This window comes from Hungatella hominis (genome assembly GCF_014288005.1).
In the GTDB taxonomy this organism is placed as follows: Bacteria; Bacillota; Clostridia; order Lachnospirales; family Lachnospiraceae; genus Hungatella; species Hungatella effluvii.
Genome location: NZ_JACOPB010000007.1, coordinates 84318 through 99592 on the forward strand (window position 1 = coordinate 84318; position 15275 = coordinate 99592).

Annotated in this window: 13 protein-coding genes, 2 tRNA genes and 1 other annotated feature; all 15 genes read right to left on the bottom strand. The window is 50.9% G+C overall.

What is annotated here, in order from left to right; all coding sequences use genetic code 11:
* Positions 1-46: 46 nt before the first annotated feature.
* Positions 47-1024: a protein kinase family protein gene (locus H8S75_RS16455; RefSeq protein ID WP_055654616.1), complete on the bottom strand. Its 978-nt coding sequence runs from the start codon at positions 1022-1024 to the stop codon at positions 47-49.
* A 141-nt stretch (positions 1025-1165) separates the two neighbouring features.
* Positions 1166-2398 carry a CCA tRNA nucleotidyltransferase gene (locus H8S75_RS16460; protein WP_187022717.1) on the bottom strand — a complete coding sequence of 411 codons (1233 nt, stop codon included), beginning with the start codon at positions 2396-2398 and terminating at the stop codon, positions 1166-1168.
* Positions 2399-2470: 72 nt separating this feature from the next.
* The gene (gene proS / locus H8S75_RS16465; protein WP_187022577.1) at positions 2471-3904 is read right to left on the bottom strand and encodes a proline--tRNA ligase; all 1434 of its coding nucleotides are present in this window, start codon (positions 3902-3904) and stop codon (positions 2471-2473) included.
* Positions 3905-4218: 314 nt separating this feature from the next.
* Positions 4219-4420 (bottom strand) — a binding site (T-box leader).
* Between the two features lie 95 nt (positions 4421-4515).
* Positions 4516-4863, bottom strand: coding sequence for a methionine--tRNA ligase subunit beta (locus H8S75_RS16470; protein ID WP_002601813.1), 348 nt, complete (start codon positions 4861-4863; stop codon positions 4516-4518).
* A gap of 87 nt (positions 4864-4950) precedes the next feature.
* Complete coding sequence (locus H8S75_RS16475) at positions 4951-6315, bottom strand: M20/M25/M40 family metallo-hydrolase (RefSeq protein ID WP_243270294.1); 1365 nt, start codon at positions 6313-6315, stop codon at positions 4951-4953.
* A 217-nt stretch (positions 6316-6532) separates the two neighbouring features.
* Positions 6533-7594, bottom strand: a complete 1062-nt coding sequence (locus H8S75_RS16480; RefSeq protein ID WP_055654610.1) for an AI-2E family transporter — start codon at positions 7592-7594, stop codon at positions 6533-6535.
* A gap of 92 nt (positions 7595-7686) precedes the next feature.
* The gene (locus tag H8S75_RS16485; protein ID WP_055654608.1) at positions 7687-7965 is read right to left on the bottom strand and encodes a hypothetical protein; all 279 of its coding nucleotides are present in this window, start codon (positions 7963-7965) and stop codon (positions 7687-7689) included.
* Positions 7966-7995: 30 nt separating this feature from the next.
* Positions 7996-8154, bottom strand: a complete 159-nt coding sequence (locus tag H8S75_RS16490; RefSeq protein WP_187022578.1) for a hypothetical protein — start codon at positions 8152-8154, stop codon at positions 7996-7998.
* Between the two features lie 30 nt (positions 8155-8184).
* Positions 8185-8269, bottom strand: a tRNA-Ser gene (locus H8S75_RS16495).
* A 64-nt stretch (positions 8270-8333) separates the two neighbouring features.
* A tRNA-Tyr gene (locus H8S75_RS16500) sits at positions 8334-8417 on the bottom strand.
* Positions 8418-8888: 471 nt separating this feature from the next.
* On the bottom strand, positions 8889-9848 hold the full coding sequence (locus H8S75_RS16505) for a family 43 glycosylhydrolase (protein ID WP_187022579.1): 960 nt from the start codon (positions 9846-9848) through the stop codon (positions 8889-8891).
* A 22-nt stretch (positions 9849-9870) separates the two neighbouring features.
* Positions 9871-10728: a carbohydrate ABC transporter permease gene (locus H8S75_RS16510; protein WP_002601818.1), complete on the bottom strand. Its 858-nt coding sequence runs from the start codon at positions 10726-10728 to the stop codon at positions 9871-9873.
* A gap of 1 nt (position 10729) precedes the next feature.
* Entirely contained in the window at positions 10730-11614 is an 885-nt protein-coding gene (locus H8S75_RS16515) for a carbohydrate ABC transporter permease (protein ID WP_002601819.1), read from the bottom strand.
* A gap of 37 nt (positions 11615-11651) precedes the next feature.
* Positions 11652-13031: an ABC transporter substrate-binding protein gene (locus H8S75_RS16520; RefSeq protein WP_002601820.1), complete on the bottom strand. Its 1380-nt coding sequence runs from the start codon at positions 13029-13031 to the stop codon at positions 11652-11654.
* 55 nt (positions 13032-13086) lie between these two features.
* The gene (locus H8S75_RS16525) at positions 13087-15018 is read right to left on the bottom strand and encodes a glycoside hydrolase family 127 protein (protein ID WP_187022580.1); all 1932 of its coding nucleotides are present in this window, start codon (positions 15016-15018) and stop codon (positions 13087-13089) included.
* Between the last annotated feature and the right edge of the window lie 257 nt (positions 15019-15275).

Genomic DNA, 15275 nt, shown 5'->3' on the forward strand with positions numbered 1-15275 from the left:
ATCAACATTATAAATCATAACAGCCTAAAAGGAAAGCGAAATTGTGTTATTTAATTCTGGAAAGGAACTCATTGCGAAGCGGCTGCTGCAATTCCAAGTCCTTTAATTTCTCGATATTTCTGGCCGGAATCCAGGCTTTGTTCGCGTTGTAGTAGAAATTAATCTGTTTCCAGTATTTTTCCGGATACAAAAACAGATAGTAAAGGCAGGTCCTGTCTGTGTCCGAAAGCGGAAGAATCCTGGAATACGTTTCCAGCATGGAGTTCCCGAGTTTTAAACTCCAGTCATGCTTCTCCATGGCTTTTCTCATAAAATGGTACAGGTCTTCCATCTGCATTCCCAGATGCATGCGGTTAAATTCCACCACGGCCACGTCCCTGGGACACATCAGGATATGATGCTGGTTTAAGTCTCCATGACACAGATAGCATTCCTCGTCTCCGTGATACGCACAGAATTCCTTCATACCAAGTCTGGCGTCCTTGGCCTGCTCGTAAAACATATCGTAGTTTCCTATGACGCAGAGTTCAAACTCCGTCTTTTTTCTCTTGTTTCGGATAAAGGAACGCGCCCTTATAAGCTCCCGGTTATGGCGCTCCATCTCATCTCCCGGAAGCTGCACGAGAATAGAACCGAGATTCCACTCTTCCTTGAATTCGATCTTTCGCAACATTTTATGTAAACTGGCAATCTGCGTAATGGCTCTGAGGACTTCTTTGTCGTCTTTTAAATTACACTCTTTGTCGGCATACCAGTCTTTTACGATCCATCTCGTCCCGTCATCCGCGCTGGAAAGCAGTTCGCCCTCACGGTTTCTCACATAACGGTCCACAAAAGGGTGCCAGGCCTCTTCCAGCTGTGTAAACACCTGGTCTTCGAAATCCAGCCGTTTTATGGTCCCTTTATATTCTCTGAGAAGCTTCAGGCCCTGGTTTGTCTCACACAGCCAGGCGCCGCGGCCGCGTCTCACATCCAGAATTTCAAGCTCATACTGCGAAAGCACCTCTGTGTATTTCTCTATCACAACCACCCCTCCAACTCTTAGCTCATCGGCTACTTCTAGGGTATGAGTGGCGGGACGGAAATATACGTGAAAAAAGAAAGTTTGGCCCCTGCTTCCACTGCTGTTTTTACACAGCCGCGGCCGCAGGGGCCAAACTCCTTCTCATGATTCTTTTATCCCATTTTCCAATCCGGCGGCGCGCAGCAGATACGCTCTCTCGTTGCACTCCGGCCGCTCCAGCACCTGTTCCATCAGCGCATTCAGCGTCTTCCCAAGCGCCGGTCCCGGCTTCATACCGGCCGCCATCAGATCACGGCCATCCACAGCCAGTTCCTTTAAGTTCACCGGGTCTCCGGCCCTGCGGATCTCCTCCGCCAGTGCCTTTACCGTCTTTAACGTCTCTCCATAGCCTTCGCCTACTTCTCCGGCAAATACCTCCTGGAAGCAGAGCAGGCTGTCGAAGAGATCGCCGGGAATCTGGTTCATCACCCGCCGGATCGCCGGTTTTTCAGCGGCAATCGGCGTTCTCCACCGGGATACAAGTATTTTTACCCGATCCATGGTGTCACAGTCCATCTTTAAATCCCGCAGTATGTCTGCCGCCGTCTCCCCCTGCTCTCTGCGGAGGAAGCCGGCCCATCTCATATATTTTACAGCGGGAAGACACCCCAGCGGACGCAGCTCGCCTTTGCTCAGCATGGCTGCCTTAAAAAATGGCTCCGATATATAGCGGGAAGCCCCGGTGTCGGAAACTCTCTTCATCTTTTCCGGATGGCCGGACAGCAACAACTTCGTAAGCTCCGTCGCGATACGCTCTTTGCTCACCTTTTCCAGGTTGGGTGCGATCAGGGAAATCGCCTCGTACGTCTCGTCCTCAATCCGGAAATCCAGCTGTGCGGAAAACCGGACTGCCCTCAAAATCCGGAGCGCATCCTCCGTAAAGCGATTCACGGCGCTTCCGACGCACCGGATCACCCGGTTCTCTAAATCCTCCATGCCGCCAAATGCATCCACCAGCCCCTCACGGCCGTTGTAAGCCATGGCGTTGATGGTGAAATCGCGGCGTTTTAAGTCTTCTAAAAGGCTGGTGGTAAAATCTACGGATTTCGGATGGCGCCCATCCTCATACTCACCGTCTACCCGGTACGTGGTCACTTCATAGCCCTGCCGGTTAAGCATCACCGTAACCGTGCCATGCTGGATCCCCGTATCGATCGTCCGGCTGAAAATGGCCTTCACTTCCTCTGGCTTCGCCGAGGTGGTGATATCCCAGTCCTCCGGCTCTTTTCCCAGCAGGCTGTCGCGGACGCACCCACCCACAACATACGCCTCAAATCCGTGCTCATTCAGTTTATCAATGATCTGCTCCGCGTCCGCCGGAACCCGTATTTCTATCCCCATGCCATCATCTCATTTCTATAATTATAGGCGTATCAAAGCAGCCGTATGGCTGAATCGACGCATGCATTAATATGCGCGGCCCCAGTATACCATCTTCGTCGCCGGCTTTCCGCAGCAGATACACGTATCGGAAAGTTTCTCCTGCTTAAATGGCATACAGCGTGAAGTCGCTCCTGTCAGTTCCTTGATCTTGTCTTCACATTCCTGGCATCCGCACCACATGGCTTTTACAAAGCCCGGTTTCTCTTCAATCGTCTTTGTAAATGTATCAAAATCAGTCGCCTCATACGTATGGGCCTCACGGTGTGCCAGTGCGCGCTCGTACATATCGTGCTGGATGGTTTCGAGCAGTTCTCCAACCTTCTGACCGATCTCCTCCAGGGAAACGGCGGTCTTCTCATGGGTATCGCGGCGAACCAGAATGGCCTGGCCTGCCTCAATATCCTTCGGTCCGATCTCCACGCGGATCGGAATACCGCGCATCTCAGATTCAGCGAATTTCCATCCCGGGCTCTTGTCGGTGTCATCTACCTTCACACGGTATCCGGACAGCACGGATTTGATCTCGGCCGCCTTCTCCAGAACGCCTTCCTTCGACTGCTGGATCGGTACGATCATCACCTGGACCGGTGCGATTCTCGGTGGCAGCACGAGGCCGTTGTCATCGCCGTGCACCATGATGATGCCGCCGATCAGACGGGTGCTCATGCCCCAGGAGGTCTGGTGTACGTACTGCAGCTTGTTCTCTTTATCAGAATACTGGATTTCAAAGGCTTTTGCAAATCCATCGCCAAAGTTATGGCTCGTTCCAGACTGAAGCGCCTTGCCGTCGTGCATCAGCGCCTCGATCGTGTAGGTAGCTTCTGCTCCGGCGAATTTCTCCTTGTCGGTCTTCTGGCCGCGGATAACCGGCATGGCCAGGACTTCCTCGCAGAAATCGGCGTAGAGATTTAACATCTGCTCGGTTCTTGCCTGCGCGTCCTCTGCTGTGGCATGAGCCGTATGGCCCTCCTGCCATAAGAACTCGCGGGAACGTAAGAACGGTCTCGTCGTCTTCTCCCAGCGCACAACGGAACACCACTGGTTATATACCTTCGGCAGATCGCGGTAAGAATGAATGTCCCTCGCATAAAAATCACAGAACAGAGTCTCTGAAGTCGGTCTCACACAGAGACGCTCTGTAAGCGGCTCCAGACCGCCATAGGTCACCCATGCCACCTCCGGCGCGAACCCTTCCACGTGATCCTTTTCCTTCTCGAGAAGACTCTCCGGAATAAACATCGGCATGTATACATTTTCCACGCCAACCTCTTTAAATCTTCCGTCCAGTTCCTTCTGGATATTCTCCCAGATCGCGTAACCGGCCGGTTTGATGACCATACAGCCCTTTACGCTGGAATAGTCGATGAGTTCTGCTTTCTTCACCACATCGGTATACCACTGGGCGAAGTCCACATCCATTGATGTGATTGCTTCTACTAACTTTTTGTCCTTTGCCATAACAATTCTCCTTTACCTTTTAAATTTACGTATTTTCCTGTCAATAGAGTCCGGCAAGCCGGACTCCTGCGCCGGAGCGCGGCTGCCTCAGCAGCCATATTTCCCTGGCGCGGAGGGCGCATCCTGCCCGGAGGGCTTTTGTTTCACAGAATGCACCTTCCTGTGAATGGAGTCCGGCAAGCCGGACTCCTGCGCCGGAGCGCGGCTGCCTCAGCAGCCATATTTCCCTGGCGCGGAGTGCGCATCCTGCCCGGAGGGCTTTTGTTTCACAGAATGCACCTTCCTGTGAAACAAAAAGAGCCGCCGATCCCCGGACAAGGGACCGAACAGCTCGGTGGTACCACCCAATTTAGCCACAATTGTGACTCACTTGTATCTCCGATAACGCCGGATATGCGCCGCAGTTTGCTGCGGGACTCCAAGGCAGGTTGGGCGACCATGGGCATGAAGGTCTTCCACCAGTGACCCTCTCTCTGGAATGCATCATCGCTTACTAATCCTCTTCCACGTCTGAAATGTATGTTGTCATGTTAGTTTGTATGGTTGATTTTACGCTATTTGGATTTCTTTGTCAAGGGGAGATCAGAACTTGCCTTCGTCTTCTTCGCTGATTACCCGACCCTCGTTCCGTTCGGTACTGGTTTTTCAGGCATCGCAAGAACTGGTACGATTCCGTCCTCATAACCAATGTCCCACAGCATTCCATGGGACTCGATGCCAAACATCTCTCTCGGCGCCAGATTTACAACAAATAACGCCTGTTTCCCTTCTACTTCTCCTGGATTCTCCCGTTCTTTTTTCAGTCCGACGAGAATTGTCCTCTTAAATGTACCGAAATCCACAGTCAGCTTTACCAGTTTATCTGATTTTGGTACGTCTTCCACCAGTTCGATCGTCCCCACCCTGATATCAACTTTTTCCAAATCACTCATCTTGATTTCTGCTTTTATATTTTCCATGACACGCTCTCTGCTTTCTTCATAAATATTTTATTTATTATTCCATACCATTTTCATGGAAGGTGACACACAACACGGGAATACGCCTTATATCTCCGCAAGCAGATACAGGCATCTGACCGCATTTCTGATCACTTCGTCTGGAAACTCATAATCTGGCGTGTGAAGGTCCGGACAGTCTTCACCGGCTCCTATGCCGAAATACATGCCCCGGCATTTCTTTAAATACCATCCGAAATCCTCAGACCAGCGGAATGGGGCGGCGGCTTCGAGGCAGGGGATTCCTTCCTGCTCGAAAAGCATCCGGCTCATGTCTGTGATCTCAGGGGTGTTTACGGTATCACAGGAAAATGTCTCCCTCCTCATAATCGCAGTCCCCAGCGGATAGCCCGGGAGATTGTGAAAGCCGTAGACTCTGTCCGCACCCAGTTCTTCTAATAATTTGCTGCATGGATTTCCGCCTTCTCCGGTCTCCTCGGCAGTCTGGAAGAGGAAGCAGAGATTCTTTTGAAAAACCCGTCCCTCCGTCAAGAGGCAGAGCCCCGCCAGAATGGCGCTGTGGCCGTCGTGGCCGCATCCGTGATAAGGAATGTTTCCGGCGCCTTTTATGGCGTCCATATTCGCTCGGAAGACAACGGTTTCCTCCGCGCCGTTTTCCTGATGGAGGGCGTAGAACCAGCCGCTGCGGTCAATGACTGAAAGGGAGGTGTGCTCACTGAGGAACGTTTTTAACACTTCCATGGTCCTTCGTTCCTGGCCGGACAGTTCCGGGATTTTGTGGAGTTCTCTGCGGAGCGCCTTTATTTTTTCGAATGTCTCATCGTCCAGAGCGCTGTGGCTTCCTGTACTGCCGCATTCTTTATCCCCCAGTGGCTTTTCGCTTATAATCCGCTCGGACTCCTGCCTGACCAGGTCACGTAAACGTCTGGTGTATTCTGACATGTTCGATATGTCGTCGCCATATGTAAGATTCAGCTCATATTCCAGAGGGAGCCATGTGTCCGCGCCCGCCTCGTTATGCTGAATCAGGGTCTCGATCTTGTCGAGAGCCTTGGTGAGTCTTGCCTCCTTCGTCTGAAGCGCCTCCATCTCGTCGAAAAGGCCATTAAGCCTGCAGGCCAGATTATCAGGGAGGGAACCGGTCATGGTCCGAAGGACGGCGCTCTCCGTCTCTTCATCTGCACCACCTTTTATAAAGGCGGGAATATCCCCGGTAATGGCCTCTCCCCAGTCGTGGATCAGACACATGTCCACCACCCGGTCCATGTCCAGCTCCGGGAATTCATCCTTCAGCAGAAACGCCATAACCGCCAGACGCCAGCTGTGCTCTGCTACGCTCTCCCTCCTGCCGGAGGTGGTCCAGTTATGGCGGGTATTGCATTTTAGTTTTTCCAATACTCCTAAAAATTCAATCAATTTCTCCGGCTCCATTGCTGCCTCCATTTCTGCCATGGCATCGCTGCCCCGGCACACCTGTTGAGATTCTTATATGGAACCAGTATACCACCAGTGCCTCCCGGCGTAAATCCCCCACTATATAGCACCCGCTCTCCACGCCAGGTGCACGCCTGCAAAGCTAGTCGTAGCGCCCACTACGCCGTCGCTTTGCAGACGCACACCTAACGAGGATATCAGGTGCTATATAGTGGCGTATTTACGCCGGGAGGCACTAGCCGCCGTACAGTTCCACCAGATCTTCAATAATCAGAAGACCGATCGGCCCCAGGATAAAGCCCAGAAGACCGAACAGCTGGAGTCCCACATACATGGAGATCAGCGTTTCAAGCGGTGTCAGGCCAACCTTGTCTGCCATGATTTTGGCCTCCATCACCTGACGGAGGAAGTAGCAGATAATATAGATGACAAAGAGGCCGATTCCGTAGAGCCAGTCTCCATTTACCAGGCGAAACAGAGCCCAGGGAATCAGTACCGTTCCCGTGCCGAAGATGGGAAGCGCGTCGAGAAGGCCGATTCCGATTCCCAGAAGCAGGCTGTACTGATTGCCCATAAGGAAAAGGCCTGCGGTGCAGATGCACATGGTCAGGAACATAATGCTTCCCTGTGTCTTCAGCCATGCGCTGCCTACCATGGTCAGCCTGCTGCCCAACAGGGCAAATTCGTGGCGGAAAATGGAATTGTCACGGCGCATCCGGATATCCTCCATCTCCTGAAGGGAGAGGATGGTGGCGATAAACAGAATAATGGTCATGACCGTAACCTCCACGAAACAGCGCACGACAGTCATGGAGTTTACCATTAAAAACGGCATGGCGGCATCCTTCATGGCCTTCCCGCCGCCGACCAGCATCTCGCGCAGCATTTTCACCAGAAAGCCCCTGGGGAGGCGGAAGAGATTCTCGGTAAAAAAGCAGCAGCCGGTCAGCCAGCGGTCGAGGCTGTTAATCATCTGCGGAAGGTTATCGAAGAACAAATTCGCCTCCATACACAGCTTTCTCCCGCCATAATACAGAAGCGTGCCGAACAGCGCCATCAGGATGATGATCTGGACGCCGCCGATAACCGCCAGGGGCAGATGGACTTCTTTCCTTTTTAATGTAAACCGGCATTTCTTTTCCAGCCATACGGCGGAAGGGCGAAGTGCCAGGGCAAATATATATGCAATCAAAAAGGGAATCACCAGGGGCAGCAGATACTTAAAGCTAGCATAAACTGCCCCCGTAACTCCCAGTATTAAAAAAGTTTTCTTCAGTTTCCTACTCGGTTTCTCCATGGACTCACCTGTTTCTGTTTTGTACTTCTTTTGTACAAAATCTAGTATGAGCCGCAGGGCAGTAAATTATTCGGACTTGCTCCTGCCAAAATTTATCCAATTTTGTGATTTTCGATGTAGTATTTTTTTTTATTCGCTGAACCGCCCTCTACGACACAGAAATCCAGCAGATCGCCGACCTCCGTGTACAGCACCAGCGATTCCAGTGTCCTGGCCACGGTAGAACGGTTGATGACCTGTTCCCGGTCTGAAAACGGTGCGTACTGCCGATTGATCATATCCGCGATCTGCGTGATCGTCAGCGGCTGCTCCTTTGATCCATGTTGTTTTAATATATTTACAATTACCAGCGGAAATAAAACCTGATGCATGATACTCATCCTCCTGTTGAGGCTTAAAGATCATGCGTTCCCTGCCGCGGGACTGGATATCCGCCGCACGTTCTTTAAGCGATCGTCTTCTGCAACGCAAAAAAGCCTGTAGTTATAGTTATCATAACTGACAGGCGCGCTGCTGTAATATCGCTCACGCAGTACGACGGTTTCCATTTCGTTTTCCATTCCTTTCTTCCTATTATAAAATACTCCAAACGGAAAAGGAGGGATTCGAACCCCCGGTGCCTGACGGCACAATACTTTAGCAAAGTATCATCTTAATCCTCTCGATCACTTTTCCAATTCTTGAATTTCCCGTTTTTCCGAAGCGCGGCGGCTCCCGTCCCGCTTCGTTTGACGAAAAATGGATGCGGCAGGACTCGAACCTGCGTTGTTTCCGATGTGAGAGATTTACAGTCTCCTGCCCTCGCCGCTGGGCTTACGCATCCTCAAATGTTACGTTTCAGACTTTCTTTCTGTTGTCTATGGTCATACTTTACCATACCGAACTATGCAAATTTGCATTACTTTAAAGATTTTTAAAATTATTTTTCATAGTATGGCAGATATCCTGCTGCACACAAAAAAGGAACCGCCGGGCAGCGATTCCTCCGATATCATTACATTTTACATTCAAAATGTCTAAACGGATTTCACGATAAACCATATCCCGACTGCATGGATTCCCTCTTATATTGTACGCCAAAAGCTTCACTGCAGTAAGTCTCTGCACTGAAGGTATCGCTGCAATATTCATAAGTGAATGCATGAGCTGGTCTGTTCATCGCTGTTATCCTCATAAAAACGTTTTTCGCCGGAAGCGGCAGAAGCGTTTTTGATTTCGTTTATGTTCGTTTTACTTCATCAGTGTATCACAGAGGATGCGGTCTGTCAAATGATGTCTGCGGTCTGTCTGCTGTCTAAAGCCTCATCGGCTTGAAAACCATCTCCCCATCCTCCCATTCCACACAAGCCAGATACGCGTGCCGGTTCGGGTCATACAGCGGATCTCCCGTGATCTCATCGTACTGCCGGGCGTGAAATACCATGATATCCCGGCCATTCTCATCGACAGTGAAGGAATTATGGCCGGGACCGTACAGTCCGGCCGTTTCATCGGTCACAAGGACCGGCAGCCGTTCCTTGGTCCAGCTGGCGGGGTCCAGAAGATCACTGTCTTCTTCGGCGCTCAGTAAGCCCATGCAGTATTCCGCGCCTGTGGCGCTGGCCGAATACGTCATGCAGATGCGTCCATTCCTCCGGATAACAGCCGGCCCTTCATTGACCCAGAAATCAACCCGCTCCCAGTCGTAATCCGGAGACGACAGGAGAACCTGTTTCGTCGCCAGACTATGCGGTGACTTCATCCTGGCAATATAGAGATTGGAAATCTTCTTTCCCACGCTCACCTTTTCCGCCCAGACACAGTACCAGGCGCCGTGCGAGGCAAAGACGGTCATATCCAGGGAAAAATCCTGAAAGGAAAAATCATCTGCGGCCTCCATCATCCCCAATTCCTGCCAGGGACCTTCCATGGGATCCTCCGCCCTGCACTCCAGCACATACGGCCGGATGGCCCAGACATCCTCGGCAGCGCCCGCGGCAAAGTAGAGGTACCAGGCGTCTCCGATCCGGTGAAGCTCCGGCGCCCAGATGTGGGCGCTCATCTCACCGCTTTTATGCTTTTTCCATACCGTTTTCTCGGGAGCCTCCCGAAGCCCCATAAGGGAATCCGACTTTCTCAATATTATTCTGTCGTACTCCGGAACGCTGGCCGTAAAGTAATACGTACCGTCGTCGTGGCGCGTCACATACGGGTCTGCCCGGTTACTGATAAACGGCACATTTTCCGGAGTCTTTTTATAGTTAAACTGATTCATACGTGTTATCCCCCTCCGACGCTTAACCTTTCACCGCTCCGGCCGTCATACCTTCAATGAAATACTTCTGGAAAGCAATAAACAGGATGAAGATCGGGATGATGGAGAACAGGGAACCCACGATCAGCAGGCTGTAATTGTCCCCATAAGGGTTGATCAGCGTATTTAAACCAAGGGTCAGTGTGTATTTATCCGAAGAACGGATTACCAGCAGCGGCCATAAGTAGTTGTTCCATGCGTTCATGCCGTTTAAGATCGCCATAGCGGAGAACGCCGGCTTCATGATCGGTACGATCAGCCTTAAAAAGATTCCGTATTCCGTGGCGCCGTCGATTCTTCCCGCCTCTAAGAGAGACTTTGGAAGGCTCAGTAAGTACTGGCGGAAAAAGAAGATTGTGGATGCATGCGCCATGAACGGAAGGACAATGGCCGTATAGCTGTCCATCAGCTTCATCATGGACATCTGCTTATACAGCGGCAGCATGACAACCTCCAGCGGGATCGAAAGGATGAGAAGGACGATGACGAAAAATACCCTTTTCCCCTTAAACTCGTACGCCGCAAAGCCGTATCCGACAAAGGCGCTTACGGCCAGTGTCAAAAGCACGGTCAGAGCCGTTAAAAAGATACTGTTGAAGAACCAGGTCCAGTACTCGTGCTGTCCCGTGAAAAGAAGGACGAAATTGTCGAGGCTCATTCTGGAGAAGTTGATATCCAGGTTTAAGCCGTACTGTAATAAGTCGCCTCCGGGCTTGAAGCTGGCGATTAACAGCAGCCAGATCGGAAGAATAATCACGATTGCCAGAACGATGAACAGGATGGTACTGCCCCACAGCTCCAGACTCGCCTTTTTTGATTTACCGGATAATTTCGTCTGCATACTATTTATCCTCCTCTTTAAAGGTACCTGTCAGCTTCAGCTGAATGACATTGACAACCATGACAATGATAAGTAGCACCATACCGACGGCACAGGCGTATCCCATGGCCCGCTTCTCCACGCCCTGCCGGTATAAGTATCCGACAATGGTAAGGCCAATGTTGTTCGGGGAGTTGTTGCCCTTGAACAGCATGGTACTCTCCAGGAACATGGACAGGCCCGCGTAAATGCTGATGGTCAGTACGTAGACTGTAGTCGGCTTTAACAGGGGGATGGAAATACTTTTAAACTGCTGCCATTTCGTCGCTCCGTCGATGGACGCCGCCTCGTATAATTCTGTCGGAATGTTCTGGAGGCCGGCCAGGAAATAGAGGATATTGACGCCGGTCCAGCGCCAGCAGGCCAGCAGAAGGAGGGCAAAATATGTGGTATTAGCGCCCTTTAACCATTTGATCGGGTCGAGGCCGAAAAATCCAATGACCTGATTGAAGAGGGAGGAGGCCGATTCTCCGAACATAAGCCGGAAAATCGTACCTGCTACCACTACCGACGTCAGAGCCGGCAGGAAATAAACGGATTTAAAGAACTCGGTTCCCTTTAACAGCTTATTGTTTAATAATGTAGCAAACAGCATCGGGAAAGGAATCAGCAGAACCAGTGTCCCGACCATATACTTAAAGCTGTTCCACACGGCTTTATAAAAGATTTTATCCGTCAGCAGCCGGGAGTAGTTGTTAAACCCCACCCACTCATCCTTCAGCACATCCTGAAAGCTTAACAGCACGCCGTTGCATATGGGGGCGATCCAGAACAGAAGGACCGTGATAACAAACGGGCAGATAAATACGTATGGGGCTATTTTCTGTGAATAAAACAGTTTTTTCATTCCGCTAACTCCTTTCCTCGATGCTTTCCATCATTACTTATCTGAATTCATTGTCCAACGTTTCCTGGGACTGGGTAAGTGCTTCCTTAATATCCATTCCATCCTCGTAAATGCTGTTGAGTGTTACGTTGCAGAATTCGTTGTTGATGGACGGCATCTTCTCATCTGTAAAGCAGGTCAAGAGACCAATACTGTCTTTTACTTCATTTAATACGTCAAATGGATAGGTGGTAAAATACTGTACAAACTGGTTATCCGGATTCTGTGTCAGCGCCGTGTCGGTCCATACTTCTGTGTTGACCGGGTCAAAGCCCAATACGTTCCAGATTTCCTTACTTGCTTCAGCAGACAGCTTGATGTATGCCATCACTTCTGCCGCCAGGTCTGCGTGCTCGCCGCTGGCTACAACAGCCGTACCGGTACCGCCGCCGCCGATGGTCTGAACCTTGCTGCCTTCAAATGCAGGAACGGCTGCGATTGCTACTTTGCCCTTTAAGTCGGTCATGTAGTTGGTGTATCTGGATGTCTGCCAGAAAGGCATAATCTGTGCTGCGTAGTCGCCGGAATTATAGAACGGATACGCTTCCTCGTTGTCAGGCTGTCCGCCCGGAACGGTTGCAAATGCGCCTGTATCCTGCATTCCCTTTATGTAGGTCAGTACTTCTACCATCTCGTCGCTGGTGATGTTGACATTGCCGTCAGCGTCTAAGTAATTTCCGCCCTTCTGAGCCAGCATCAGATTGATCATCCACTGTGCGCTGGTTTCGATACATGCGAAATACTTGCCGGTTGCTTCATAGTACTTGACGCCCGCTTCCTTGAAGTCATCCCATGTCTTAATGCTCTTGTAGTCAACGCCTGCCGCATTTAAGAGATCTTCGTTATAGAAAGCTACCGTGGTTCCTACGTGGGTCGGGAAGCCGTAGATCTTTCCATCCTTGGAGTAAATGTCGAGCCTGGATTCTACAACGGTGTCTCTGTACGGCTCGATTGCAGATGTCAGATCCATCAGGCCGATTTTCCCTGTCATGAACGCCGGGAATTTGCCCAGCTCGATATCCACGATATCCGGCGCGCCTTCGCCTGACTCCAGAGCCAGAGACAGCTTGTTGTGCATATCATCGTAAGCCATGTTGCTTAAGACCAGCTTCACCTTCTTATCCGGATTCTCTGCGTTCCACTTCTCCGCCATGTCTACATAGAACTGCTGGTGCAGCTCGATGAAGGTCCATACATTTAAGGTGGTAACGTCGTCGCCTTCCACGGCCATCTCATTCTTGCCTGCGGAAGCAGCTGTCGTCGTCTCGGCGGCCTTGGTATCATCTGTTTTCGTATCTGCGCTCTTGGAGCCGCATCCTGCGAGGGCTGAAACTGCCATCGCTGCCGTCAGTAAAACTGCTAATACTCGTTTTCTCATAAAAGTTTCCTCCTTATTCTGAATCATTTATTCTGATCAGGCTTATTCGCCTGCATCACACATGGTATAGTTCCTTCATCCATACGGTCATCTCACCCGGCGTGCGGTTGCACCACCTGGCGTATGGAACTGCCTTCAGCAAAACATCTTCTAACTGCGGCCGTTCTGCGGCGTACAGCGTCTTCTCCTGCGGCGCTCCTGCGGCCAGCCGTTTGCCGTGAATGGAAACGCTCACCACGCCGCCTAAAAGATCCGGTTCCCAGGTCTCAGCCGGCGGCTGGGAAGTATCTGCAAAGACTCCGGCCAGATTCGCGCCGTTGTCCGTTTCTTCCAGACAGTACACGACAGGCCCTTTCTTAACGGCCACTTTTCCCGCGTCCGCCCGTACCATGGGATTGGCCCACACATAGGCGGCCGGCATATTCCAGGTAAGAGTGACCGGATCATGGCCGCTGTCCTCATCCAGCACGGCGTACCCCGTCTCCTCATGCCACCGGACCGGTCTGCCGTCACGTCCCGTTATTGCAAATCCTTCCGCGTATGCGGGAATCCGGAGCGCCAGCTCCATCTCCTTCCCGCCATCTCCGCCTCGTGTAATCTCACACCGGCCTTTCCAGGGCATCTGACTCTCGATTTTAAGAGAACCAGGGATTCCATCGATTACGGCGCTTACATATAAGTTTACATAAACTCGTTTTCCTTCTCGAAATGCGATATAGTGGCCCAGGCTTGCTAACGTTCTCGCAATGTTAGGCGGACAGCAGGCAACGCCGAACCATTTCTGGCGCACCGGCTTGACATGTTCCATGGAAGTCCGGTTCATGCAGTTGTCCGGCCACACCTCCAGGGGATTAACGTAGAAGAAGCTCTTTCCGTCCATGGCGATTCCCGCCAGGATATTGTTGTAAAGCTCCAGCTCTACGATCTCCATATAGGAAGCGTCCTTTGTGATTCTCGCCATGCGGCTTCCGAAGAGAGCCAGGCCGATGGACGCGCACGTCTCGGAGTAATTCCGGTCGTTCGGCAGGTCGTAATCGGTTGTGAACCGCTCCAGAATGCCGGAGGAACCGATTCCTCCTGTCAGGTACATTCTCTTTCTGGTCATATTGTCCCAGAGAGTCTTACAGGCATCCATCAGGGCTTCGTCCCCGTATTCCAACGCCAGATCAGCCATGGCACAGTACATATAGACGGCTCTGACTGCGTGCCCCTCCGCCGTCTTCTGATCCCGCACCGGCATATGGGACTGAGAATAGGCCGGGTCATATCCGGAGAACTCAGGAAAGATTCCCCTGCCGCCTCTCCTCTTCTGCTCCTCCAGAAAATAATTCGCTCCCACGCCCCGGATATCGATAAAATACTTCGCAAGCTCCAGATACTGCCGTCTGCCGGTCACGCGGTAAAGACGCACCAGTGCCAGTTCGATCTCCTGGTGGCCGGGATATCCGTGAATCTGATCCGCCTCCGGCCCGAAGGTATCGCAGAGCAGATCAGCCGTTTTACAGACAATCTTTAAAAATTTATCCTTCCCGGTGGCCTGATAGTAGGCAACAGCGGCTTCTATCATATGGCCCGCGGTGTAGAGTTCGTGCCCCTCCTGGAGATTTTTAAACCGTCCCTCCGGTTCCTTTATAATAAAGTATGTATCCAGATAACCGTCTTCCTGCTGGGCTCTCCCGATCAGTGCGATCGTCTCATCGGCCAGCCGCTCCAGCTCCTCATCGTGAAAAGCCTCCAGCGTATACGCCACGGCTTCCAGCCATTTCGCCACGTCCGTATCCTGGAACACGGCTCCCATGAAGTCTCCTTCTTCTTCCCTTGCAGCCACTTTAAAATTGTGCAGGCAGTGGCTCGGCTCCGCGTCCTTTACTAAATCGTTTAATATTTCCCACTGATACGGGATAATGCTTTCTCTCACGAGATCAATGGAAGGTTTCCAGAATTCATCGGTAATTTTCGTATTTCTCAGCGGTATTTCCTGAAACATCTTAGCGTTTCCTCCTTTCTCGTTATATTAAACGATTAACATAAATGTTTAAAAAAAATACCATTTTTAACGTATGGCATGTTTTTATTGGTTTTTTCTTATCATTTATGCATTAGATATGCTTTTTTTATACTTTCATTTCATCTTTTTGTTTTATATGTTAGATAATATCACAATAAAATTGCCTTGTAAAGTACTTTTGCGCAATTTTTCCATTTTATTAATCGTTTCATATAGGGCATTTTGACTACAAGTAT

Coding starts and splice junctions, on each gene's coding strand:
- proS (WP_187022577.1), bottom strand. CDS start 3,904: ATGGCAAAGGACAAAAAGTTAGTAGAAGCAATCACATCAATGGATGTG.
- H8S75_RS16470 (WP_002601813.1), bottom strand. CDS start 4,863: ATGGAAAATATAAAAGCAGAAATCAAGATGAGTGATTTGGAAAAAGTT.
- H8S75_RS16475 (WP_243270294.1), bottom strand. CDS start 6,315: ATGGCAGAAATGGAGGCAGCAATGGAGCCGGAGAAATTGATTGAATTT.
- H8S75_RS16480 (WP_055654610.1), bottom strand. CDS start 7,594: ATGGAGAAACCGAGTAGGAAACTGAAGAAAACTTTTTTAATACTGGGA.
- H8S75_RS16485 (WP_055654608.1), bottom strand. CDS start 7,965: ATGCATCAGGTTTTATTTCCGCTGGTAATTGTAAATATATTAAAACAA.
- H8S75_RS16490 (WP_187022578.1), bottom strand. CDS start 8,154: ATGGAAAACGAAATGGAAACCGTCGTACTGCGTGAGCGATATTACAGC.
- H8S75_RS16505 (WP_187022579.1), bottom strand. CDS start 9,848: ATGAATCAGTTTAACTATAAAAAGACTCCGGAAAATGTGCCGTTTATC.
- H8S75_RS16510 (WP_002601818.1), bottom strand. CDS start 10,728: ATGCAGACGAAATTATCCGGTAAATCAAAAAAGGCGAGTCTGGAGCTG.
- H8S75_RS16515 (WP_002601819.1), bottom strand. CDS start 11,614: ATGAAAAAACTGTTTTATTCACAGAAAATAGCCCCATACGTATTTATC.
- H8S75_RS16520 (WP_002601820.1), bottom strand. CDS start 13,031: ATGAGAAAACGAGTATTAGCAGTTTTACTGACGGCAGCGATGGCAGTT.
- H8S75_RS16525 (WP_187022580.1), bottom strand. CDS start 15,018: ATGTTTCAGGAAATACCGCTGAGAAATACGAAAATTACCGATGAATTC.